The sequence below is a fragment of the Prauserella muralis genome, assembly GCF_003202285.1.
GTDB classification, from domain to species: domain Bacteria; phylum Actinomycetota; class Actinomycetes; order Mycobacteriales; family Pseudonocardiaceae; genus Prauserella_B; species Prauserella_B muralis.
The window spans coordinates 719161-740983 of the sequence record NZ_MASW01000005.1 but is presented as its reverse complement, the minus strand read 5'-3'; the positions used below and the strand labels follow the sequence as shown (position 1 = coordinate 740983).

Genomic DNA, 21823 nt, shown 5'->3' with positions numbered 1-21823 from the left:
GGGCGTGCCCGAACTCGACACCCCGCGAGCAGTATTCTGCGCCGCTCAGCCGGGGAGCACGACCACGCCGTCGTCGTCGGCGTACACCGTGTCGCCGGGGGTGAAGGTGATGCCGCCGAAGCCCACCGGGACGTCCACCGCACCGGCTCCGGTCTTGGCACTCTTGCGCGGGTTGGTGCCCAGCGCCTTGATGCCGAGCGGCAGCGTGGCGAGCACGGCGCTGTCGCGCACCGCCCCGTGGACGACCAGCCCGGCCCAGCCGTTGTCCGCCGCGGAGCGGGCGATGAGGTCGCCGGTGAGCGCGGTGTGCACCGATCCGCCCCCGTCGACGACGAGCACGCAGCCGTCACCGGGAGTCCGCAGCAGTTCGCGGACCGCGCCGTTGTCCTGGTAGCACGACACGGTCCGCACCCGGCCCGAGAACTCGCGGTGCGCGCCGAACTGGCGGAACTGGGTGTCGCAGACAAGCAGCCGGTCGCCGTGCTCGTCGACGAGGTCGGCGGTGGAGACGGTCACGCCTCGGTCCTCCTGGGTCGGTCGGTGTCCGGATCAGAGGTGAGGGTAGCGAGACCGTGGCGGGTGAGCGCCGCGGCGCGGGTACCGCGCGCTTGACCTGAAGCGAACTCGAGGTTCTAGCGTCGTCGGCATGACGGAGACGACGACCCCGGGGCTGCGGCGGCCACCGCGCGCGACGCTGGTGACGCTGCTCGGCGTCAGCACCATGACGATCATGGCCAGCGCGACCATCACGCCCGCCCTGCCGGGCATGGAGCGGCATTTCGCCGCGGTGCCCCATGCGGACCTGCTGGTGCGCCTCGTGCTCACGGTGCCGGGCCTGGCCATCATGATCGCCGCGCCCGTGCTCGCCTGGCTGAGTGGCCGGGTGGGTCGCGTCCGGGTGCTCGCCGCCGGTCTGCTGCTCTACGTCGTGGGTGGTGGCTCGGGGCTCGTGCTGGACTGGCTGCCGGGGCTGCTCGCCGGGCGGGTCGTTCTCGGTATCGGTATCGGCGGGATCATGGCGACGTCCACGGCGCTGCTGGCCGACCACCACGCCGAGGCCGACCACGGCCGGGTCCTCGGCCTGCAGGGTGCGGCCATGGGGTTCGGTGGTGTCATCGCCCTGCTGTTCGGCGGGCTGCTCGCGGCGCTGAGCTGGCGTGGCCCCTTCGCCGTCTACCTGCTGGCCGTGCCGCTGCTGCTGGTCGTGCTCCGGTTCGTCCCCGAGCCGCAACCGCGCTCGTCGTCCACAGAGGACAACTCGGCGAGCACGCCGTGGACGCCGCGGGTGCTGGGCATGTACGCGCTGATGTTCCTGGGCGTCGTCGTGTTCTACGTGGTGCCCACCCAGGCGCCGTTCCTGGTCGCCGAGGTCGGCGGCGCGGGGCCGGTGGTGACGGGCGTGCTCATGGCCCTGCTTAACCTGGTGATGACGCTGGTGGGCCTCAACTTCGGGCGGGTCAGGGCGCACCGCGGCTTCCCGGCCCTCGCCACCGCCGTGTTCGTGACCTACGCCGTGGGGCTGGCGGCGGTCGGGCTGGCGGGCTCGCTGTGGGTCATGGCTCTGGGCATGGTCGTGATCGGCGTGGGCATCGGGCTGCAGAACCCGGTGCTGAACGGCTGGGTCGTGGCCACCGTCGATCCCGCTACCCGCACCAGGGCGCTGGGAATGCTCACCTCGGCGTTGTTCCTCGGCCAGTTCAGCTCGCCGCTGCTCGCCCAGCCCGTGGTGGACTCCGTCGGGCTCGGCCGGGTGTTCCTGCTGGCCGCGGGCCTGGCCGTGCTCGTCGCCGTGGCGCTGGCCGTGCTGCGGGCCGCGCGGTCACGATGACCGGCGGGCCGGGTGCGTCTCGTACAGGCGCGCCGCGACGACGAGCCCGGACGCGGCGGTGAGGGCGGCGACGACCCACACGGCCGCCCGCAGCCCCCACAGGTCGGCGACGGCGCCGGAGACGAGCGCGCCGACGGCGAACCCGCCGTCGCGCCACAAGCGGTACACCCCGACGGCGCGGGCGCGCCACGCCGGGTGGGCGACGTCGCCGACCACCGCGAGCAGGGTCGGGTACACCATCGCCGTGCCCGCGCCGAGCACCACGGCCGCCACGGCCCAGGTGGCGAACGACCCGCCGACGGCGATGACTGCCAGCGCGGCGGCCTGCGTCAGCATGCCCGCGGTGATGAGGTGCTTGCGGCCCCAGCGGTCGGACAGCGGCCCCGTGACGAGCTGGCCCGCGCCCCAGACCGCCGGGTACAGCGCGACGAGGACTCCCATGTCCGCAATGGACAGGCCTGCACCCACGAACAGCACGGGGAACAGGCCCATCGCGAGCCCGTCGTTGAGGTTGTTCACCATCCCCGCCTGGCTCGCCGCCGACAGCGCCGGTTCGCGCAGGCTCGTGTGGACGAACACCTCCCTGCTGCTCAGTCCCGCGTGGAGATGGTCGTGCCTGCCGTCGGCGCGGGCGGTGTGGCCGCCCGCCTCCAGCCTCGCGTGCTCGTGCGTCTCCCGGACGAACACCGCCGTCAGGCCGAGCCCGAGCGCGACGTAGGCGGCACCGAGCAGGAACGGCGCGGGGCGCAGGCCGTAACGGGCGGCGAGGTAGCCGGTGGCCACCGCGGTGAGCGCCACCGCGGCGTAGCCGGCCGCCTCGTTGAGGCCCATCGCCAGCCCGCGGCGCGCTGGGCCGGCGAGGTCGATCTTCATGATCACGGTGGTCGACCACGTCAGGCCCTGGTTCACTCCGAGCAGGACGTTGGCGGCGACGACCCAGCCCCAGCTCGGCGCCCAGATGAGCAGCAGCGGCACCGGGATCGCGACCAGCCAGCCCGCCAGCAGCACGGGCTTGCGGCCGAGCCGGTCGGACAGCGTTCCCGCGACGTAGTTGGTGGCGGCCTTGGTGACGCCGAAAGCCAGGACGTAGGTCAGCAGGAACGTGTACCCCGTCAGGCCGAACGTCCGCTCGGCCAGCAGCGGCAGCACACTGCGTTCCTGGCCGAGGACTCCGCCCACGAGCGCGTTGACCGCGACGAGCAGGCCGAACTGGGCGAGGTTGGGCCGCAGGCCGAGCCGGGGAACCTTCGCCGTGCCGGTCATGTGCCGTCCGCGAGCGGGCGGCCCTCCGCCCGCGCCCAGTCCCGCGGGCCGCCGTCCAGGACGGCGAGGTCCCGGTGGCCTGATCGCTCCAGCAGCGCGGCCGCGCTCATCGCGCGCTCCCCGTGGCCGCACATCACCACCGTCGGCTCCCGGGGCAGCTCCCCGGCCCTGGCGGCGAGCGCGCCCAGCTCCACGTGCGACGCGCCGGGCACGTGACCGGCGGCGAACTCGGCCTCCTGCCGCACATCGAGCACGCGCCGCCCTCCGAGATCCTCCGCCCGGACCAGCGGGGTGCGGACGACCGGATGTCCCGCGGCGGTCCAGGCGCCGAGCCCTCCGGCCAGCTCGCCGGCGAGGGGGCCGTAGCCGATCTTGGCGGCCTGCCAGGCGACCTCGGCGGGATCCTGGCCGGGGCCGCGCACGATGACCAGCGGCCGTCCGGGCGGCACGAGCCAGCCCAGCCAGGAGGCGAAGGCCGGCCGCAGCGGGATGGACAACGCGCCCGGCACGTGGGCCGCGCCGAACTCCGCGACCGGCCGGGTGTCGAGCAGCCACGCGCCGTCGGCGAGCAGCCCCCGCACCGTGTCCACGTCCAGCGCCCGTAGCCCGGGCTCACCGTCCAGCAGCACGCCACGGCGGTTCGTCTCGGCCAGCGTCAGGAAGTACGCGGGGAAACTGCCGAGCGAGCCGAGCAGCGCCTCGGTGAAGGCCTCCTCGTCGGGAGCACGCAACAGTGCGTTGCCCGCCTTCTCGGCCCCGATCGTGCTCGTGCGCCGCGTGCCGGGCGGGGCGGAGCAGAACGAGCCCGCGCCGTGGGTGGGCCACACGGCCACGTCGTCCGGCAGTGTGGCGAGCCTGCGCAGCGAGCGGTACTGCAGGCGCGCCAGCTCCTCGGTGCGCTCGGGCGCCACCAGGTCCGTGCGGGCGGCGGCGCCCACGAGCAGGGAGCCTCCCGTGAACACCCCGGCGGGGGTGTCGCCGTCCAGCAGCAGGAACGCGAGGTGCTCGTGGGTGTGGCCGGGGGTGGCCAGCGCGCGCAGCCGCAGCCCGCCGAGATCGACCTCGTCGCCGTCGCGCAGTGCGGTGTGGCCGAACTCCCGTCCCCCGGCGGCCGAGGCGAGCACGCGCGTGCCCTCGCTGTCGGCGAGGTGACGTGCGCCGGAGAGGAAGTCGGCGTGCAGGTGGGTGTCGGCGGCGAAGGCGGGCCGCAGCCCGCGCCTGCGCGTGGCCGCCCAGGCGGACCGCAGGTCGAGGCTGACGTCCACCAGCAGCGCGCGCCCGTCGCCGAGATCCACGAGGTAGGCGGAGTTGCCCAGTCCCTCGTCCACGAGCGCCACCACGTCGACCGAGCTCATCGCTGGGTCCCTCCTTGCCTTCGTGCCCGTGGCCAAACCCTACGCCGTCTTGTACGTTATTCCAAGGAGTATTGGAGGAATGTCATTGAGCAGCCATGATACGAAGCGGGAGCTGTTCGAGCAGTTCGCCAGGGTGGGCAAGGCGCTGGGCAGCGGCAAGCGCCTGGAACTGCTGGACCTGCTCGCGCAGGGCGAGCGCAGCGTGGAGGCGCTGGCGCGGGCCACCGGGCTCGGCCTGACCACCGCGTCGGCGCACCTGCAGGCGCTGAGGCAGGCCAACCTCGTCGCGACCCGCCGCGACGGCACGAGGATCCACTACCGGCTGGCCGGCGCCGACGTCGCCGCGTTGTACGCGCTCGTGCGCGCCGTCGCCAACGCGCACCTGCCCGACGTGGAGGCGGCCCGCGCCGCGTACCTGGGCCCGGACACCGAGCAGGTCAGCCGCGCGGAGCTGCTGCGCAGGGCGGAGTCCGGTGAGGTGGTGGTGCTCGACGTGCGGCCCCGCGAGGAGTACGCCGCCGGTCACATCCCCGGTGCCGTGTCGGTTCCCGTCGACGAGCTGGCGTCCCGGCTCGCCGACCTGCCCGCCGACCAGGAGGTGGTGGCCTACTGCCGCGGCGCCTACTGCGTGTTCGCCCACGACGCCGTCCGGCTGCTCACCCGGCACGGCCGCCGCGCCCGGCGCCTCAGCGACGGGATGCTCGAGTGGCGGCTGGCAGGCCTGCCCGTCGCCACGGCCGCCGCGGGGGAGTAGCCGCCGCGTCCCCCGGTGTCTGGAATCCGAGACGGTTTGCGCGCCGGGCGTGTTCACCAGGCGCGGGGCCGGTGCGACGCTGCCTCACACCGAGGACACCGAGGAGGTGTGCGCATGGCGGTCGAGCAGCGGCACGGTCGGCAGGCGGGCCGGGACACCGGCGACGTTCCCATGTGGAAGTTCTTCGTCTACAGCCTCGTCGGCGCGTTCGTGTTCTTCGTGCCGATACCGGTGGGCGGCGAGAGCTCCATCGTGCTGGACCACCTGGTGAACGCCATCGAGTCGGCGCTCCCGGACGTGCTGCCCTACCTGGCCCTGGCCGTGATCCTCGCCGGCGCGGTGCACCCGTTCGCCTCGGGTACGTGGAACCGCTCGCGCGTGTCGGTCGTGTTCTCGGTCGCCAAGGTGGTCGGCCTCGCCGTGGGCGTCATGCTCGTGTTCGAGATCGGCCCCGCGTGGCTGTTCGCCGAGGACATGGGCCCGTTCCTGCTGAACAAGCTCGTCATCCCCGTCGGGCTGCTGGTGCCGGTGGGTGCCGTGTTCCTGGCCCTGCTCGTGGGCTACGGCCTGCTGGAGTTCGTCGGGGTGCTGCTGCGGCCGGTGATGCGCCCGGTGTGGAAGACGCCGGGCCGCTCCGCGATCGATGCCGTCGCCTCGTTCGTCGGCAGCTACTCGCTTGGCCTGCTGATCACCAACCGCGTGTACCGCGAGGGCAAGTACACCGGCAGGGAGGCGGCGATCATCGCGACCGGCTTCTCGACGGTGTCGGCGACGTTCATGGTCGTCGTGGCGTCCACGCTGGACCTGATGGGCAGCTGGAACACCTACTTCTGGACGACGCTGCTGATCACGTTCGCGGTCACGGCGATCACGGTCCGGATCTGGCCGCTGTCGGCGGTCCCGGACAGCTACCTCGACGGCACCGTGCCGCAACCGGAGCAGGACGCCCGCGGGCGGCGGTTCGCCCACGCCTGGCAGGAGGCGAGGCAGACCGTCGCGGCGGCGCCGTCGCTGGGCCGCAACATCGCCGCCAATGCCAGGGCCGGGCTGCTGATGACGATGGCGATCCTGCCGTCGATCCTCTCGATCGGGCTGCTCGGCCTGGTGCTGGCGACCTACACGCCGGTGTTCGACTGGCTGGGCTACCTGTTCTACCCGTTCGCCTGGCTCGTGCAGGCGCCGGAGCCGCTGCTGGTCGGCAAGGCCGCCTCGGTCGGCGTGGCCGAGATGTTCCTGCCCGCGTTGCTGGTGGTGGAATCGGCGGCGGCCGTGAAGTTCATCGTGGCCGTCGTGTCGGTGTCGCAGATCGTCTTCTTCTCGGCGCTCGTGCCGTGCGTGGTGGCGACCGACATCCCGATCTCGGTGCCGAAGATGATCGTGATCTGGTTCCAGCGGGTGGTGCTCACGCTCGTGCTGGTGACCCCGGTGGCGCTGCTGCTCTACTGACTCCGGTCACGCCCCGATGCGGTCCAGTTCGGCCAGCTCCGCGTCCGGGATGGACTGACCTGCGGCCGCAACGTTGTCCCTGAGGTGCGTCACCGACGACGTCCCGGGTATCAGCAGGATGTTCGGTGAGCGCCGCAGCAGCCAGGCCAGTGCCACGGCCATCGGCGTGGTGCCGAGCCGTGCGGCCACGGCGTCCAGCTCGCGAGCCTGCAACGGGGAGAAGCCGCCGAGCGGGAAGTACGGCACATAGGCGATGCCCTGCTCGGCGAGGGAGTCGATGAGCGGGTCGTCGACCCGGTGCGCGACGTTGTAGTGGTTCTGCACGCAGACCACCGGCGCGATGGACTGCGCCTCGGCCACCTGCTCGGCCGACACCGTGCTCAGGCCGAGATGGCGGATGAGTCCCTCCTGCTGAAGCTCGGCGAGCACCGTGAACGGCTCGGCGAGCGAGCCGGGTTCCGGGCTGTCGAAACCGCCGACGCGCAGGTTCACCACGTCGAGCACGTCCAGGCCCAGGTGCTTGAGGTTGTCGTGCACGGCCTGGCGCAGCTGGCCGGGCGCCAGCGCACGCGGCCAGTTGCCCTCGGCGTCGCGCAGCGCGCCGACCTTGGTGACGATGTGCAGCTCGTCCGGATAGGGGTGCAGCGCCTCCCTGATGATCTCGTTGGTGACGTGCGGGCCGTAGAAGTCGGCCGTGTCGATGTGGTTGATGCCCAGCCGGAGCGCCTCCCGCAGCACGGCGACGGCCGCGTCACGGTCGGCCGGCGGGCCGAAGACGTGCGGGCCCGCCAGCTGCATGGCGCCGTACCCCATGCGCGTCACCGTCAGGTCGCCGAGGGGGAACGTGCCGGCGGGGGGCGTGATCGAGGTCAACGAGGGCGTCCTCTCCAGGTCGTCGGTTCTCGCCCCCATCCTCTCCGCCGGGGCCGGCCCGCGCAGAGCGGTGCCGGGACTGCGTGCGCGCTCAGGCGGCGTCGAGCACCGGCCGTGGCGGGCGGGGCCGGTTGCTCAGGAACGCGCGCCTGGCCGCGGCGAAACCGTGGCGATCGTCGAAGAGGTCGCGGCTCATCTCCGCCAGCTCGGCGATCCGGTACGTCTCCAGTGGCCTGCGCTGCTCGTCGGCCGCCCTCGTCGTCTGCTTGCGTTCCAGCAGCGTGCGCGCCCCCGGGCCGGTGGCCAGCCCGGTGGCGTAGTCGAGCGCGGCCTCGGCGAAGCCCTGCCGGTCGCCCCCGGCGATCTCGTCCACGAGGCCCAGGCTCGCCGCCTCGATCACCGGCACCGGCTCACACCGTGCGGTGAGCAGGCCCGCCGAGGCCTCGCCGACCCTGCGGGGCAGCACGTAAGTCCAGTACTCCGAGCCGTAGAGGCCCATCGTGCGGTAGTGCGGGTTGAGCACGATCCCGTCGCGCGCGATGACGGCGTCGGCGCCGAGCGCCAGCATGACCCCGCCCGCGCCCGCGCCTCCGGTGAGCGCGGAGACGACCAGCTGGCCGGTGCAGCCGATGATCTCCCGGCAGAGGTCGTTGATCGCGTTGAGGTTGCGCCACGCCTCCAGTGCGGGGTGGGGATGCGCCTCGATGACGCCCAGGTGGATGCCGTTGGAGAACACCTCGCCGCCCGCGAGCAGGATCGCCTTCGTGTCCTGGGCGGCGGCGTGCCGGAATGCGGTGACCAGCCGCCTGCACTGCGCGGTGGACATGGCCCCGTTGTAGAAGTCGAAGGTCAGCACGCCCACCTCGCCCGCCCGCCGGTAGCCGATCTCGGGCGCACCCGTCGGTTCGGCCACGTCGGGCACGCCGGCGAGGGCGGAGCCCAGAGCCAGCGTCGCGGGCAGCTTCACGGCGGGCCCGCCCGTGGGGTCGAGCCTGCGGGCGTGCCCGATCCACAGCGCGTCGTCACCGGTGCGCACGAGCACCGCACCGTGCCTGCGCGCCGCGATCGTGCCCGGTTCGCCGGGCGGGGCCGCGCCGGGCCGGGCGTCGAAGACCGCGACCGGCACACCGGCGAGCGTGGTGTGCACGCCGGGGCGGCCGTCGGCGGCGCGGATGCGGCGCAGGATGTGCTCGGTGTCGTCCTCCCAGCCGAAGGCGCGGTCTGCCTGCCGGACAGCCCTGCGCTCCCGGCCCACGACGTCCGGGCTCCGGTAGTCCAGCGGCCGGGGCACGAACCCGGGATCCTCCGCCTTGGCGACCACCTCGCTGACGAGACTCATCGCCGCATCGGCGACCTCGGCGTTGTACAGCGCGCTCTTGCGGGGCGGCTGCCCGGGCATGGCGAACCCGCGGGATCCCCAGACCGGGCCCGCGTCCAGCTCGTCGGTGGCCTGCAGCGCGGTGACTCCCCAGTGCGGCGCGGCATCCATGATGGCCCAGTCCAATGAGGACGGGCCACGGTCGCCGAGCGGGCCGGGGTGGATGATGATGGTGCGGTACTTGCGCCACACCACGTCGGGTACCCGCTGCCGCAGGAACGGGCAGATGACGAGGTCGGGGTCGGCGTCGGCCGCGGCGGCGGGGATGAGGCCCGGATCGGTGACGGTGTGGACGGTGACGTCGTGGCCGTGAGCGCGGAGCCGGCTCCACGCTCGCTGGCTGAGGCCGTTGAACGCGGAGCACAGCAGGAGAATCCTCAACGGGGCCTCCGCTCGTTTTTCGCTTCGGGGCGGGAAAAATGCGGTGCGGGAATTGACTAGAGAAATTACCCCAACGCCACCCGTGATCCTATGCGGCCAACCGAATGCTCTGTGTTGCTCCGACCGGACCATGCGGTCACAGCGTGCGACGTGGTCCAGCGCCTACTTCCCGGTTGGCCGCAGAAAAGCGCGCTCCCCGGAACTGACGGTCAGCACATTTCTCGAATTGCTGGCGGAGTGTTTCCGGTCACGTGTGAAACAATCACCGTGGGCAAGTGGCCGGTCACGCACGGAACGCATTACCCGGCCGCCCGCCGGGACGGCTCAGGACAGCCGCCTCCGCAGCGAGAGGGCGCTCAGCGCGCACAGGACGGCCCAGCTTCCGGCGGCCAGCACCGCCTTGTGCCGCGCCGCCGGGCTCGGCAGGCGGGTACCGAACACGGCCGCGTCCGCCGCGTCGGAGGCGGTGCGCACGGCGAGACCGGCCGCCAGCACCCGGGGTGTCGGGGCGCAGGCCATCGCCAGCCCGCTCGCGATGTCGCGGCAGGCCAGGGCGCGCGTCAGCGCCGCCACGCCCGGTGAGACGGTGCCGTCGCGCTCGGTGAGCTCGACGGGACCGGCCAGCAGGGCCGGCCTCACGAGCACGGCCGTGCCGAATCCGGCGGTGAGCACACCGAGCACACGGGGAAACCAGGTCATGATCGCGTATCCTTCGCTGTCGCGGCCGGGCAGGATCCGGTGGTGCGCGCCGGCTATCCGGGGGTTCCCGGTCTCCGGGTCCGCTACCCGTGCTGGCGTGCGTGACCGGCGCCGTGGCACGCTCGCGCGGTGATCGGCTGGCTGACGGCGGGCGCGGTGAGCGTGGCGGCATGGCTGTGGCTGCTGCTGTGCCGGAGCTGGTTCTGGCGTACCGACCAACGGCTGCCCGCGCTGGTCGAGCCGTCGCACTGGCCGTCCGTGGCGATCGTGGTTCCCGCCCGCGACGAGGCCGCCACGCTGCCCGCCACCCTGCCCACCCTGCTGGCCCAGCAGTATCCGGGCCGGGCGAGGGTGATCGTCGTGGACGACGGCAGCACCGACGGCACCGGCGAGCTGGCCCGGCGGCTGGCCGGCACGACCGGCGGGCTGCCGCTGACCGTCGTCTCACCGGGCCCGCCGCCACCCGGCTGGGCGGGCAAACCGTGGGCCGTGGCCCACGGTGTCGCCGAGGCGGGGGAGGACGGCTACCTGCTGCTCACCGACGCCGACATCGCCCACGGCCCCCGCTCGCTGGCCACCCTCGTCGCGGCCGCGACCGGGGGCCACGACCTGGTGTCGCAGATGGCGACATTGCGAACCGAGACCCGCTGGGAGCGGATCATCGTGCCCGCGTTCGTGTACTTCTTCGCGCTGCTGTACCCGTTCCGCCGGGTCAACCGGCCCTCGGCGAGGACGGCGGCCGCCGCGGGCGGCTGCGTGCTGGTGCGCCGTGAGGTCCTGGCGAGGGCAGGCGGGTTCGAGGCCATCCGCGGCGCCGTGATCGACGACGTCGCGCTCGCGCGGCTGGTCAAGCGTGCGGGCGGCCGGATCTGGCTGGGGCTGGCGGACACGGTGCGCAGCGTGCGCGCCTACCCCGGGCTGGCCGATCTGTGGGCGATGGTCGCGCGCAGCGCCTACACCCAGTTGCGTCACTCGCCGGTGCTGCTGGCCGGTACCGTGCTCGGGCTCGCGGTGGTGTTCCTGGCGCCTCCGGCCGTCACGGTCGCCGGTGCCGTCACGGGCGACGCGGTGCTGCTCGGCCTCGGTGCGGTCGCGTGGCTGCTCATGGCCGGGACGTTCGCGCCGACGCTGCGCCACTACGGCAGGCCCGTGCCTGCCGCGCTCCTGCTGCCCGCAACGGCGCTGCTGTATGTGCTGATGACCCTGGACTCCGCCCGCAGGCACCACGCGGGCTCCGGCGCGAGCTGGAAGGGCCGCAGCTACTCCGGGTCGCGCTGAACGCGGCGTGCACGCCGCGCGCCGGGTGTCGCGCCGCCGCGCGGTGGGTACGCCTGCCCCATGGCGGAAGAACTGCGAGACGATGAGGTGCGCGGAGCGGGACCGCCGGTGGTCTGGCAGGGACCGCAGGACGCGCCGGTGATTCTCGTGCTCGACCCGGCGGGCGAGGCCAAGCACAACGAGCTGCCCGCCACATGGCGGCCGCTCGCCGAGCACGTGCGGATCGGCTGGTGCAGGCTGCCCGCCGAGCACGGCGACGAACCGTCGGTGGCCGACATCCTGGCCGAGCTCGGGCAGCGGGCGCATCTGGTCGCCTCCGGCACGGCGGCCGAGCCCGCCCTGGCCTTGGCGCTCGACCACGCCGACCGGGTGCGCAGCGTCGTGGCCGTCGATCCGGCTCCCGCCGATCCCGCCGGGCCGCGCCCCGACGACTACGCCTCGGTCGCCGACTGGTGGGACCGCACCACGGCGGCGAGCCGCAAGCGGCTGCTGTCCGGTGGGGTGCGGGTGGAGTGCTTCGTCCACCGCGACAGTGATCCCGCGGTGCGGGTGGGGCCGCCCGTGCCGCTCGGCCATCCCGACGTGGTGGGCCGCGTGGTGCAGACGCTGCTGTCGTTCCAGGGCGACCGCGCCGACCCGGAGGCCGTCGAACCCGAACGGCAGGAGATCGCCGACGCGTGGCAGGCGGTGCGCGAGCGTTTCGGGCCGCCGCTGGCGCGAGCCCGGCGGTCGGGAGGCAGCACCTACTGACCGGGGCGGGTCAGGCAGGATGCGGCCATGACCGCATCGGAAGGCGATCGCCGCGAGCCCGCCCCAGCCGACAGCGACCTGGCGGAGTTGCTCGCCGACGAGGTGGCCAGGGGAGACGCCGCGCTGGCGCGCACCGAGACGAAGACGAGCATCCTGCTGGCCGTGCTGAGCCCCATCGTGACCGCGGGGGTCGCCGTGCTGCCCCGATCGGACACCTCGCCGCCTGCGACGGCCGCGTTCTGGGCGGCGCTCGGCCTGCTCACCGCCGCGCTGCTGCTGTTGCTCTGGAACGTCCGACCGCGGCTGCGGGGCAGCGGCTTCGCCACCTACGCGCGGATGAGCGACGCCGACCTGCAGCGACACTTCGTGCGGGCGGCCGAGGATCCCGTCCGCTGGCACCGCGAGCGGCTGCTGGTGATCGCCCGCGTCGGCGCCGTGAAGTTCGGGCTGCTCCGCACGGCGACCCAGCTCGTCGGGGCGGCCGTGCTCGTCGCGGTCGCCGCGGCGGTGCTGGCCGCGGCGACCGCCTGACCGGCGCCGGACTCCGGTCGAGCCCGGCTCAGTCCACCGGCCCCGCTTCGCGGACGGTCGCCCGCGCACCCTCCGGCGCCGGGGCGCCGTCGGCCGAGCCGACGGCCCGCAGCCCGAACACGGCCGCGAAGCTGAGCAGGCACAGGCCGGTGACGTACAGGGCGATCGGCGTCGACGAGCCGTAGGCGCCGTACAGCGCGGTGGCCGCGATCGGCGTCACCGCGCCGCCGACCATGCCGCCGAGCTGGTAGGCGATGGAGATGCCGCTGTAGCGCACCTGCACGGAGAAGATCTCGCTGAGCAGGGCGCCCTGGGCGCCGGCCATGATGCCCTGCACGATCGCCGCCACGACGAACGCCAGCAGCGCCAGCCCGGTGTCGCCCGTGTTCACCAGGGCGAACATCGGCAGTGGCCAGACGACGGCCGTGAACGCGCCGATGGCGTAGATCCGCTTCGCGCCGAACCGGTCGGCGAGCACGGCCGAGAACGCGATCGTCGCGATCCACAGCACGGTGGACGTGAGGATCAGGGTCAGCAGGGTGGTGCGGTCGAAGCCGATCACGGTGGTGCCGTAGGTCAGCATGTACACGATCACCGTGTAGCCGACGGCGGGCGGCGCGATCGAGGTGAGGCTCGCGAGCACCAGGTTGCGCGGCTGGCGCTTGAACAGCTCGACGATCGGGACCTTGCTGAGCGCCTTGTCCTTCTTGGCCTGCTCGAACTCGGGCGCGTCCCGCAGCCTGCTGCGCACGATGATGCCGACGGCCACGAGCACGATGCTCAGCAGGAACGGGATGCGCCAGCCGAACTCCAGGAACGCCTCGTCCGACATGCCGGAGACGGCGAGGAAGGCCAGGTTCGACGTCAGCACCCCGACCGGGACACCGAACTGGGCGAAGCTGCCGTAGATCGCGCGCCTGCGCCGGGACGCGTGCTCGGTGGCGATGAGCACGGCGCCGCCCCACTCGCCACCGACACCGAAACCCTGCAGCAGGCGCAACAGCATCAGCAGGACCGGCGCGGCGACGCCGATGGCCGCGTAGGTCGGCAGCACACCGATCGCGAAGGTCGTCCCGCCGGTCAGCAACAGGGTGAGCACGAGCATCGACTTGCGGCCGATGCGGTCGCCGAAGTGGCCGATCACCGCCGCACCGAGCGGCCGGGCGATGAACCCGACGGCGAACGTGGTGAACGCCGCCAGCGTGCCCGCCGTGGACGAGAACTCCGGGAAGAACAGCGAGCCGAACACCAGTGCCGCGGCGGTGCCGAAAATGTAGTAGTCGTACCACTCGATCGACGTGCCGATGAAGCTCGCGGCGAAGATCCCCCGTTTCGACGGGGCACTGCCAGCTCGCGACGAAGCCATCCTGCGTACTCCTTTGGACGTCAGCTGGCGGCCTGCGCGCACCGAGGTCGGGCACGCCTGCCGCGCCGGTCCCTGCGATGGAAACAGGCGTGCCGTCGCGCGTCATGGTGGCAACAACCCGTTCCGCCTACGTCAAATGTCGCTGTCGCCACCCCGTCATCCGGCGTTGCCGAAGGGCTCGGCCGGGCGGCGGTCGAACCACGGGCGTGCCTGCTCCAGCTGCGCGGCCAGCCGCAGCAGCAGCGCCTCGCCGCCGAGCGGGGCGACGAACTGCACGCCCAGCGGCAGCCCGTCGGGCGTCCAGTACAGCGGCACGCTGGCCGCGGGCCGTCCGGTGAGATTGGCCAGCTGGGTGTAGGGCACCCAGGCGAGGTTCTTCAGCACGGCCTGCCGCACGCGGCCCAGCCTGCCCAGCAGCCTGCCCGCGCGCGCCGCCAGCATCGCCTCGGCGGCGAGGCGTTCACCGGCGGGGAGATCGAGTTCACCCAGGCGCGGCGCCGGTCGCGCGATGGTCGGCGTGAGCAGCAGGTCGTAGCGGCGATGCAGCGCGCTGAGCGCCCGGACGTAGCGGTGCCTGCGTTGCAGCGCGGCCTCGTGCTCGGTCGCGCTGGTCGCCCTGCCGATGGCCGCCATGACGCGCGAGTCGAGCTCGACACCGGTGCCACGGCCCGACAGCGCCTTCGCACGCTCGACCTCGGCGGCGATGTGGACGAACCACACCAGGAGGAAGTCGCTCGCCAGCTGGGCGTCGTCGTAGCCGGGGTCGACGGGCTCGACCTCGTGGCCCAGGTCGGTCAGCAGCGCCACGGCGTCGTCCACGGCGGCGACGGCCTCCGGGTGGGGCCGCGGGTTCAGGCGCGAGCCGGTGTGGACGCCGATCCGCAGGCGGCCCGGCGGGCGGCCTGCCTCGTCGCGGTAGGAGCCGGGGTGTTCCGCCGGGGCGTAGGGTGCGTCCGGGTCGGCGCCGCGCAGCACGTCGAGCATCGCGGCGGTGTCGCGCACCGAGCGGGAGATCACGCCGTCGGTGACGGCCCCGTGCATGCCCTCGCCCCTGGCCGGGCCGGACGGCACCACACCGCGACCGGGCTTGAGGCCGAACAGGCCGCAGCACGCGGCCGGGATGCGGATGGAGCCGCCGCCGTCGCTGGCGGCCGCCACCGGGACGATGCCCGCGGCCACCGCCGCCGCGGCGCCGCCGGACGAGCCGCCCGGTGTGCGGGCCAGATTCCACGGGTTGCGGGCCGGGCCGAACAGTTCCGGTTCCGTGACGGCCTTGCCGCCGAATTCCGGGGTGTTGGTGCGCCCGAACACGACCAGTCCTGCATCGAGCCAGCGCCGCACGCTCGTGTCGGTCTCGTCCGCGGTCCAGTCCGCCAGCGCGCGGCAGCCCGCCGAGCTGAGCATGCCTTCCTGGCACTGGTAGAGGTCCTTGAGCAGGAACGGCACACCGGCGAACGGCCCGCTCGGCGCGGCGCGGGCCCGTTCGTCGGCCGCGTCGTCCAGCCTGCGGACGACCGCGTTGATGGCCGGGTTGACCGCGTCGGCCCTCCGGCTGGCGGCGGCCAGCAGCTCGGCCGGCGTGACCTCGCCGTCCGTCACCAGGGCGGCCATCGCCACGGCGTCCAGCGCGGCGTACTCCTTCGCGTCCACGGCGCTCCTCCCGGATCCCAGGTCTGGACGTCAATCCTGGCCCCCACCGGCGCGCAGGGGCCTGCCGGGGGCTGGCGGGCCCGGACATTCTTCGCCATTCTGACCCTGACTGGGTGGGAGGGCCGGGGATGGACGGAAGAGTCGTCATCGTCGGTGCGGGAATCGGTGGTCTGACCACGGCGCTGCGCCTGCACCACGAGGGCATCGACTGCGCGGTGTACGAGCAGGCCGACGAGATCCGCGAGCTGGGCGTGGGTATCAACGCGCTGCCGCACGCGGTGCGGGAACTGGCGGAGCTGGGACTGCTGGACGAGCTTGCCGCGGCGGGCATCCGCACCCGCGAGCTCGTCTACACCAACCGGCTGGGGCAGGAAATCATGCGCAGGCCGTGTGGTCTGGACGCGGGGTTCCGCCTGCCGCAGATCAGCCTGCACCGCGGCCGCTTCCAGGCGGTGCTGCTGCGCGCGGTGCGCGAGCGGCTCGGCGCGGACGCCGTGCAGGCAGGGCACCGGCTGACGGGTTTCGACGCCGGCGAGCACGGCGTGTCGGCGCGTTTCGCCGATCCGGAGGGAGCGGCACGGGACCCGGTGCGGTGCGCCGTGCTGGTGGGTGCCGACGGCATCCACTCCACGGTGCGCGCCACCCTGTTCCCGGAGGAGGGTGCGCCCCGCTGGAACGGCGTGCAGATGTGGCGCGGTGCCGCCGAGTGGCCGGAGTTCGGCACCGGGCGGTCGATGGTCATCGCGGGCGGTACGGCGGCCAAGCTCGTCGTCTACCCGATCGCGAAGGGCCGGGCCGAGGGCACCAACCTCACCAACTGGGCGGTGTGCCTGATGACCGGGCAGGACGGCACGCCACCGCCCAGCAGGCAGGACTGGGCGCGGCTCGCCGATCCGGCCGACGTGACGCGGCTCGCCGCGCGGTTCGGGATGCCCCTGCTCGACCACACCGGGCTGATCCGGGCCACGCGGGAGTGCTTCGAGTTCCCGATGTGCGACCGCGACCCGTTGCCGTACTGGAGCCGGGGCCGGGTGACGGTGCTCGGTGACGCCGCGCATCCGATGTATCCGATGGGTTCCAACGGTGCGGGCCAGGCGATCCTGGACGCCTCCAGCCTGAGCCGCCACCTCGCGGCGGAGGCCGACCCGAGTGTGGCGCTGCGGGCCTACGAGGCGGAGCGGCTGCCTGCCACGAGTGCCGTGGTGCTGCGCAACCGCGAGGGCGGCCCGGAGACGGTGATCGACGAGGTGGAACGCCGGGCGCCCGGTGGCTTCACCCGCATCGAGGACGTCATCAGCCGCGCGGAGCTGGAGGCGGCGGTCGCCGCGTACGCCCAGGTCGCCGGGTCGTCGCAGCAACAGGTGAACGGGCAGGCGCCGGTCTGAACCCGGCCGGGGGAGCGGGCGGCTGACATCAGCGCCGCCTGATGTATCATCGCCGCGTGATGTCAGCGCCGGTTGATGTGTTGCCGACGGAGGTGCTCCGCCTGCTGGCGGACCCGCTCCGCGCCCGGATCGTGGGTCTGCTCGCCAAGGAGTCCCTGTGCACCTGTCACCTCGTGGAGGAGACGGGCGCGAGCCAGACGAACGTGTCGAACCACCTGAAGCTGTTGCGGGAGGCCGATCTGGTGGTGAGCGAGCCCGCGGGCCGCTACACCTACTACCGGCTGCGGCCGCAGGTGCTGCGGGCGCTGGCGACGACGCTCACCGAGCTCGCCGACGTCGCCGATGCGGGCGCGCAGGAGCGGAGGCCGTGCCCGTGACGCAGACCGCCGGAACGGAGCCCGCGGAGTCCGACGTCCTGCACCGCTTGTCCTTTCTGGACCGGTTCCTGCCGGTGTGGATCATCGCCGCGATGGGGGCCGGCCTGCTGCTGGGCAGTGTCGTGCCGGGGCTGCAGGGCGTGCTGGAGGCCGTGAAGGTCGGCCAGGTGTCGTTGCCGATCGCGCTGGGCCTGCTGCTGATGATGTACCCGGTGCTGGCGAAGGTCCGCTACGACCGGCTGGACACCGTGACCCGCGACCGGCGGACGATGGTGCTGTCGCTGGTGCTGAACTGGGTTTTCGGCCCCGCGCTGATGTTCGCCCTGGCGTGGCTGATGTTGCCGGACCTGCCGGAGTACCGGACCGGGCTGATCATCGTCGGCCTGGCGCGCTGCATCGCCATGGTCATCATCTGGAACGACCTTGCCTGCGGCGATCGCGAGGCCGCCGCGGTGCTGGTGGCGCTGAACTCGGTGTTCCAGGTGCTGATGTTCGGCGTGCTGGGCTGGTTCTACCTCGAGCTGCTGCCGGGCTGGCTCGGCCTGGACACGACCTCGGTGAGCTTCTCGGCGTGGGAGATCGCGCTGAGCGTGGTGATCTTCCTCGGCATTCCGCTGGCGGCGGGGTACGCCTCGCGCCGGCTCGGCGAGCGCGCGAGGGGCCGGGACTGGTACGAGAACCGGTTCCTGCCGCGCATCGGGCCGGTCGCGCTGTACGGGCTGCTGTTCACGATCGTCGTGCTGTTCGCGTTGCAGGGCGAGACGATCACCTCCCGCCCGCTGGACGTGGCCCGCATCGCCCTGCCGCTGCTGGCCTACTTCACGGTCATGTGGGCGGGCTCGTACGCGCTCGGCAGGGCGGCCGGGCTCGGCTACGCCCGCACCACCACGCTCGCGTTCACCGCGGCGGGCAACAACTTCGAGCTCGCCATCGCCGTGGCCATCGGCGTGTTCGGCGTGACGTCCGGGCAGGCGCTGGCCGGGGTGGTGGGCCCGCTCATCGAGGTTCCGGTGCTCGTCGGCCTGGTCTACGTGAGCCTGTGGCTGCGCCGGCGGTGGTCCGCACAACCGTTCAAGACCGCTCCGTCCCGCCGCCGCTAGAACCTCCTCACGGTGATCGTGAGGAGGGCGATGGATACGGATTCGGTGCGGCTCGGGTTCGCCGGGCTGGGCGTGATGGGCCTGCCGATGGCGCTCAACCTGGTGCGTGCGGGGACACCGCTCGTCGTGTGGAACCGGACGCCGCGGCGGTGCGACCCGGTGGTCGCGGAGGGCGCCGAGCGGGCGGCCGGGCCTGGCGAGCTGTTCGCCGGCTGCGACGTGGTGGTGCTGATGCTCGCCGACGAGCCCGCCGTGGACGCGGTGCTCGCGCGGGGCACGCCGGAGTTCGCCACGCGGGTGCGGGGCCGCACGGTGGTGCACATGGGCACGGTTCCCGCCGGGTACTCGCGGGGCCTCGGCGCGGACATCACGGCGGCGGGCGGCGCGTACGTGGAGGCGCCGGTGTCCGGCTCCCGCGGTCCCGCCGAGGAGGGGCAGCTGGTGGCCATGCTGGCGGGCCGCGACGAGGATCGCGCGCGGGTGCGCCCGTTGCTCGCGCCGATGTGCTCGGCGGTGTTCGACTGTGGTGCCGTGCCGGGCGCGTTGCTGATGAAGTTCGCGGTCAACCTGTTCCTGATCACCATGGTCACCGGGCTCACCGAGGCGTTTCACTTCGCCGAGCGGCACGGGCTCGACCTTGCCGCGCTGGAGGGCATTCTCGACGCGGGTCCGATGGCGTCGGCCGTCTCGCGCACCAAGGCGGGCAAGCTGGTGGCCGGTGACTTCGCCGTGCAGGCCTCGATCACGGACGTGTTCAAGAACAACCGGCTCATCGCCGAGGCCGCCCGGGAGGCCGGGGTCGCCTCGCCGCTGCTGGACGTCTGCCATGCTCTCTACGGCGAGACCGTGGGTCTCGGCCATGGCGGCGCCGACATGGCCGCCGTGATCAGGGCCATCGAGGCGCGCACCAAGGAGCTCGGGTGAGAGTGGCGATCGTGACCGGCGGCTCGCGGGGTATCGGCCGCCGGACCGTGGAACGGCTGTGCGGGGACGGCTTCGCGGTGGTGTTCACCCATTCCGGTTCCGGCGCCGAGGCCGCCGACGTGGAACGCGACGCCGCGGCGCGCGGGCACACCGCGGTGGCCGCCCGGCTCGACGTCACCGACCACGATGCACCGGCGCGGCTGTTCGACCTGGCGCAGGCCCAGGGCGCGGTGACCGCGGTGGTGAACAACGCGGGGATCACCGGGCCGATCGGCCCGTTCACCGCGCTGACCGACGAGGATCTGCGCGCGGTCGTGGACGTCAACCTGGTGGCGCCGACCCGCCTGTGCCGCGAGGCCGCCCGGCGCTGGACCACCGGCGAGCACGCGGCCGGCGACCGCGCGATCGTGAACATCTCCTCGGTCGCCGCCCGCACGGGTTCGCCGGGCGAGTACATCGCCTACGCGGCCGCGAAGGCCGGCGTGGAGACGCTGACCGTCGGGCTGGCCAAGGAGCTCGGCCCGGCGGGCATCCGGGTCAACGCCGTGTCGCCGGGCACCACCGACACCACGATCCACGCCAGGGCAGGTGAGCCAGGCCGGGCGCAGCGCGTCGCCGCGAAAGTGCCGCTCGGGCGGCCCGGCGAGCCGTCCGAGATCGCAGGCGCGGTGGCGTGGCTGCTTTCGGACGACGCCTCTTACGTCACGGGCGCGGTGCTGAGCGTCGCGGGCGGCCTCTGACGGGTGGGCCGTGACCTGACCGGCGGATCCGCGCCCAAGGTGACCCTCGGTACGGATCGAGTACCCAGGGTGCCCTTCGGCTCGCCACCGGGGTGGGGATGCGCGGCAATCGCTAGGCCCCGCGATCCACGCCGATGGCGGTGGTCCAGGCGGCCGGTGTCAGCCCGTAGGCCCGTTTGAACATCCGGGTCAGGTGGCTCTGGTCGGCGAATCCGGCCAGCACGGCCACCTCACTCAGCGGGTGCCCGGCACGCATGAGTGTCCGGGCCTGGTCGAGCCTGCGCATGGTGCGGAACCGGGTGGGGCTGGTCCCGAACGCCGCGCGGAACTGCCGGGCGATCGTCCAGCGGTCCAGTCCGGCGACGCGCTCCAGGTCCTCGACGCGATGGACGGTGGCGGGGTCGTCCAGCAACACGGAACGCACCCGCGTCATCGCATCCAGGTCCACACTGGGCCGCCCGGAGGTGCGGGTGTCGGCGTGGCGAGTGAGCACCTCGGCGATGGTGGCCGCGATCTCCGGCGGCCTCCAGCTCGTCCAGCTGCGTGTCGAGGTCGGCGAGGTAGTCACCGAGCGGGGAGCCGAGCTCGGCGGCGGGCACCACCGGCTCCGCCACGAACGGCAGCGGCCGCCCGCCGAGCGCGTCCTGGATGAGCGCCGGGTCGAGGTAGAGGATGCGGTAGCTGAATCCGTCGTCGGTGCCGGGTGCGCCGTCGTGCGGCTCGTCGGGGTGGAGCACGTGCCACTCGCCGGGCAGACAGTGCCGCTGCCGGCCTCGGTAGCGGAACGTCTGCACGCCGCGCACCGTGATGCCGATGGCGTAGGTGTCGTGCCGATGTGTGGCGAACGCGTCGCCGCGCAACGCCGCCTCGAGCCGCTCGATGCCTGCCGCGCCCGTGCCGAACCGCATGCGCGTGCCCGCCGACGGTGACCGGGTGGTCCGGCCGCACAACGGTTCAAGACCGCCACCCCCGGCGGGGTCTAGGTTCGGCCGCATAAGCGAGACAGTACCCCGCCGCAGTCACGAAGGACGCTCCACGATGCTGGCCGCCGCCGTCGAACCCGCGGGCGCAGGGCCCTACCTGTCCCTGGTGGCCGGGGCGCTCGTCGTGATGGGCAGCCCCGGGCCGGCCACGGTGGGTGCCACGGCGACGGCGACGGCGTTCGGTCTGCGCCGGTCGATGCCCTACCTGCTGGGCAGCATGGCGGGCACGACGGTGGCCCTGGTGGTGGTCGCGGCCGGGCTGGCCTCGGTCCTGCTGGCCGAGCCGCGGCTCGGTCCCGTGCTGCTGGTGCTGTCGATCGCCTATCTGGGGTGGCTCGCGTGGAAGATCGCGACGGCGCCACCGCCCAGCTCGGACGCCGCCGGGCACGGCACGCCGCCGACGTGGCTGCACGGCCTGGTGCTGGGCGTGTCGAACCCGAAGGCCTACGCGGCGCTCGGCACGCTGTTCGCCTCGCAGCGGCTCGGCCTGCCCGGCGTGGCTCTGGAGGCCGTGGTCAAGACCCTGGTGCTCACCGGGATGGTCGTGGTCATCCACCTCGGCTGGGCGGCGCTGGGAGCCTCGATGGCGAGCGCGTTGCGCCGGCCTCGCGTTTCGCGGGCGGTCAACGTAGCCCTCGCGGTGGTCCTGCTCGCCTCGACCGTACCGCTCGCGGCGGGGCTGTTCGGCTGACCGCAGGGGATCGGCGACCCGAGTGCAGAACTCGCGGGTCTGAACGCAGGACTCGCGGGCCTGAACGCAGG

Annotated in this window: 21 protein-coding genes and 1 pseudogene; 12 read left to right on the top strand and 10 right to left on the bottom strand. The window is 73.2% G+C overall.

Annotated elements, in window-relative coordinates:
* Nucleotides 1–45: 45 nt before the first annotated feature.
* The gene (gene rraA / locus BAY60_RS24325) at nt 46–516 is read right to left on the bottom strand and encodes a ribonuclease E activity regulator RraA (protein WP_112283333.1); all 471 of its coding nucleotides are present in this window, start codon (nt 514–516) and stop codon (nt 46–48) included.
* Nucleotides 517–646: 130 nt separating this feature from the next.
* On the opposite strand from rraA, the gene BAY60_RS24320 reads away from it, so the two are divergent.
* On the top strand, nt 647–1828 hold the full coding sequence (locus BAY60_RS24320; RefSeq protein WP_112283332.1) for an MFS transporter: 1182 nt from the start codon (nt 647–649) through the stop codon (nt 1826–1828).
* Here BAY60_RS24320 and BAY60_RS24315 read toward each other — a convergent pair.
* Together BAY60_RS24315 and BAY60_RS24310 are read right to left on the bottom strand one after the other, a co-directional pair.
* Nucleotides 1820–3091: an MFS transporter gene (locus BAY60_RS24315; RefSeq protein WP_112283331.1), complete on the bottom strand. Its 1272-nt coding sequence runs from the start codon at nt 3089–3091 to the stop codon at nt 1820–1822. The two genes, BAY60_RS24320 and BAY60_RS24315, sit on opposite strands and share 9 nt — an antisense overlap.
* Nucleotides 3088–4446, bottom strand: coding sequence for an MBL fold metallo-hydrolase (locus BAY60_RS24310; RefSeq protein WP_112283330.1), 1359 nt, complete (start codon nt 4444–4446; stop codon nt 3088–3090). The genes BAY60_RS24315 and BAY60_RS24310 overlap by 4 nt, the downstream gene beginning before the upstream one ends.
* Before the next feature lie 85 nt (nt 4447–4531).
* Between BAY60_RS24310 and BAY60_RS24305 the strand changes: the two genes are divergently transcribed.
* The gene (locus tag BAY60_RS24305) at nt 4532–5200 is read left to right on the top strand and encodes an ArsR/SmtB family transcription factor (RefSeq protein WP_245992779.1); all 669 of its coding nucleotides are present in this window, start codon (nt 4532–4534) and stop codon (nt 5198–5200) included.
* A 114-nt stretch (nt 5201–5314) separates the two neighbouring features.
* Nucleotides 5315–6646, top strand: a complete 1332-nt coding sequence (locus tag BAY60_RS24300; RefSeq protein ID WP_112283328.1) for a YjiH family protein — start codon at nt 5315–5317, stop codon at nt 6644–6646.
* Between the two features lie 6 nt (nt 6647–6652).
* Here the strand turns inward: BAY60_RS24300 and BAY60_RS24295 are convergent, their stop codons facing one another.
* The 3 genes from BAY60_RS24295 to BAY60_RS24285 form a co-directional block, all read right to left on the bottom strand.
* Nucleotides 6653–7558 carry an aldo/keto reductase family oxidoreductase gene (locus BAY60_RS24295; protein WP_112283327.1) on the bottom strand — a complete coding sequence of 302 codons (906 nt, stop codon included), beginning with the start codon at nt 7556–7558 and terminating at the stop codon, nt 6653–6655.
* Nucleotides 7559–7610: 52 nt separating this feature from the next.
* Nucleotides 7611–9278: a hydrogenase maturation protein gene (locus BAY60_RS24290; RefSeq protein WP_170160528.1), complete on the bottom strand. Its 1668-nt coding sequence runs from the start codon at nt 9276–9278 to the stop codon at nt 7611–7613.
* A 324-nt stretch (nt 9279–9602) separates the two neighbouring features.
* Nucleotides 9603–9977 carry a hypothetical protein gene (locus tag BAY60_RS24285; RefSeq protein WP_112283325.1) on the bottom strand — a complete coding sequence of 125 codons (375 nt, stop codon included), beginning with the start codon at nt 9975–9977 and terminating at the stop codon, nt 9603–9605.
* Nucleotides 9978–10106: 129 nt separating this feature from the next.
* Between BAY60_RS24285 and BAY60_RS24280 the strand changes: the two genes are divergently transcribed.
* The 3 genes from BAY60_RS24280 to BAY60_RS24270 are packed head-to-tail and all read left to right on the top strand — an operon-like array spanning nt 10107 to nt 12536.
* Nucleotides 10107–11255: a glycosyltransferase gene (locus BAY60_RS24280; RefSeq protein ID WP_112283324.1), complete on the top strand. Its 1149-nt coding sequence runs from the start codon at nt 10107–10109 to the stop codon at nt 11253–11255.
* A 60-nt stretch (nt 11256–11315) separates the two neighbouring features.
* Nucleotides 11316–12005, top strand: a complete 690-nt coding sequence (locus BAY60_RS24275) for a hypothetical protein (RefSeq protein ID WP_112283323.1) — start codon at nt 11316–11318, stop codon at nt 12003–12005.
* 27 nt (nt 12006–12032) lie between these two features.
* On the top strand, nt 12033–12536 hold the full coding sequence (locus tag BAY60_RS24270) for a Pycsar system effector family protein (RefSeq protein ID WP_112283322.1): 504 nt from the start codon (nt 12033–12035) through the stop codon (nt 12534–12536).
* 28 nt (nt 12537–12564) lie between these two features.
* Here BAY60_RS24270 and BAY60_RS24265 read toward each other — a convergent pair whose 3' ends face one another.
* Nucleotides 12565–13902 (bottom strand): MFS transporter, encoded by a 1338-nt coding sequence (locus BAY60_RS24265; protein ID WP_112283321.1) that lies wholly within the window; start codon nt 13900–13902, stop codon nt 12565–12567.
* Between the two features lie 156 nt (nt 13903–14058).
* Complete coding sequence (locus BAY60_RS24260) at nt 14059–15552, bottom strand: amidase (RefSeq protein WP_112283320.1); 1494 nt, start codon at nt 15550–15552, stop codon at nt 14059–14061.
* Nucleotides 15553–15680: 128 nt separating this feature from the next.
* Between BAY60_RS24260 and BAY60_RS24255 the strand changes: the two genes are divergently transcribed.
* Genes BAY60_RS24255 through BAY60_RS24235 form a run of 5 tightly spaced genes read left to right on the top strand, consistent with a single transcriptional unit; the run spans nt 15681 to nt 20078 of the window.
* The gene (locus BAY60_RS24255; protein ID WP_112283319.1) at nt 15681–16937 is read left to right on the top strand and encodes a flavin-dependent oxidoreductase; all 1257 of its coding nucleotides are present in this window, start codon (nt 15681–15683) and stop codon (nt 16935–16937) included.
* A 59-nt stretch (nt 16938–16996) separates the two neighbouring features.
* A complete protein-coding gene (locus BAY60_RS24250; protein ID WP_245992804.1) occupies nt 16997–17314 on the top strand; it encodes an ArsR/SmtB family transcription factor in 318 nt (105 codons plus the stop codon).
* Nucleotides 17305–18414, top strand: coding sequence for an ACR3 family arsenite efflux transporter (gene arsB / locus BAY60_RS24245; protein WP_281272758.1), 1110 nt, complete (start codon nt 17305–17307; stop codon nt 18412–18414). Before BAY60_RS24250 ends, arsB begins: the two co-directional genes overlap by 10 nt.
* Nucleotides 18415–18444: 30 nt before the next feature.
* Nucleotides 18445–19338: an NAD(P)-dependent oxidoreductase gene (locus BAY60_RS24240; protein ID WP_211330435.1), complete on the top strand. Its 894-nt coding sequence runs from the start codon at nt 18445–18447 to the stop codon at nt 19336–19338.
* Nucleotides 19335–20078: an SDR family NAD(P)-dependent oxidoreductase gene (locus BAY60_RS24235; protein WP_112283317.1), complete on the top strand. Its 744-nt coding sequence runs from the start codon at nt 19335–19337 to the stop codon at nt 20076–20078. The genes BAY60_RS24240 and BAY60_RS24235 overlap by 4 nt, the downstream gene beginning before the upstream one ends.
* Before the next feature lie 112 nt (nt 20079–20190).
* Here the strand turns inward: BAY60_RS24235 and BAY60_RS38055 are convergent, their stop codons facing one another.
* Together BAY60_RS38055 and BAY60_RS38050 are read right to left on the bottom strand one after the other, a co-directional pair.
* Nucleotides 20191–20571 (bottom strand): helix-turn-helix transcriptional regulator, encoded by a 381-nt coding sequence (locus BAY60_RS38055; RefSeq protein WP_245992778.1) that lies wholly within the window; start codon nt 20569–20571, stop codon nt 20191–20193.
* A 79-nt stretch (nt 20572–20650) separates the two neighbouring features.
* A pseudogene (locus tag BAY60_RS38050) lies at nt 20651–20986 on the bottom strand (AraC family ligand binding domain-containing protein); the annotation flags it as partial.
* 130 nt (nt 20987–21116) lie between these two features.
* Between BAY60_RS38050 and BAY60_RS24225 the strand changes: the two are divergent.
* On the top strand, nt 21117–21752 hold the full coding sequence (locus tag BAY60_RS24225) for a LysE family translocator (protein ID WP_112283316.1): 636 nt from the start codon (nt 21117–21119) through the stop codon (nt 21750–21752).
* Nucleotides 21753–21823 lie beyond the last annotated feature (71 nt).

Excerpts from the sequence above, each read along its gene's own strand:
- BAY60_RS24250 (WP_245992804.1), top strand. The coding sequence starts at position 16,997 with ATGTCAGCGCCGGTTGATGTGTTGCCGACGGAGGTGCTCCGCCTGCTG.
- BAY60_RS24270 (WP_112283322.1), top strand. The coding sequence starts at position 12,033 with ATGACCGCATCGGAAGGCGATCGCCGCGAGCCCGCCCCAGCCGACAGC.
- BAY60_RS24240 (WP_211330435.1), top strand. The coding sequence starts at position 18,445 with ATGGATACGGATTCGGTGCGGCTCGGGTTCGCCGGGCTGGGCGTGATG.
- BAY60_RS24285 (WP_112283325.1), bottom strand. The coding sequence starts at position 9,977 with ATGACCTGGTTTCCCCGTGTGCTCGGTGTGCTCACCGCCGGATTCGGC.
- BAY60_RS24320 (WP_112283332.1), top strand. The coding sequence starts at position 647 with ATGACGGAGACGACGACCCCGGGGCTGCGGCGGCCACCGCGCGCGACG.
- BAY60_RS24225 (WP_112283316.1), top strand. The coding sequence starts at position 21,117 with ATGCTGGCCGCCGCCGTCGAACCCGCGGGCGCAGGGCCCTACCTGTCC.
- BAY60_RS24310 (WP_112283330.1), bottom strand. The coding sequence starts at position 4,446 with ATGAGCTCGGTCGACGTGGTGGCGCTCGTGGACGAGGGACTGGGCAAC.
- BAY60_RS24255 (WP_112283319.1), top strand. The coding sequence starts at position 15,681 with ATGGACGGAAGAGTCGTCATCGTCGGTGCGGGAATCGGTGGTCTGACC.
- BAY60_RS24315 (WP_112283331.1), bottom strand. The coding sequence starts at position 3,091 with ATGACCGGCACGGCGAAGGTTCCCCGGCTCGGCCTGCGGCCCAACCTC.
- BAY60_RS24300 (WP_112283328.1), top strand. The coding sequence starts at position 5,315 with ATGGCGGTCGAGCAGCGGCACGGTCGGCAGGCGGGCCGGGACACCGGC.
- BAY60_RS24295 (WP_112283327.1), bottom strand. The coding sequence starts at position 7,558 with ATGGGGGCGAGAACCGACGACCTGGAGAGGACGCCCTCGTTGACCTCG.
- BAY60_RS24275 (WP_112283323.1), top strand. The coding sequence starts at position 11,316 with ATGGCGGAAGAACTGCGAGACGATGAGGTGCGCGGAGCGGGACCGCCG.
- BAY60_RS24265 (WP_112283321.1), bottom strand. The coding sequence starts at position 13,902 with ATGGCTTCGTCGCGAGCTGGCAGTGCCCCGTCGAAACGGGGGATCTTC.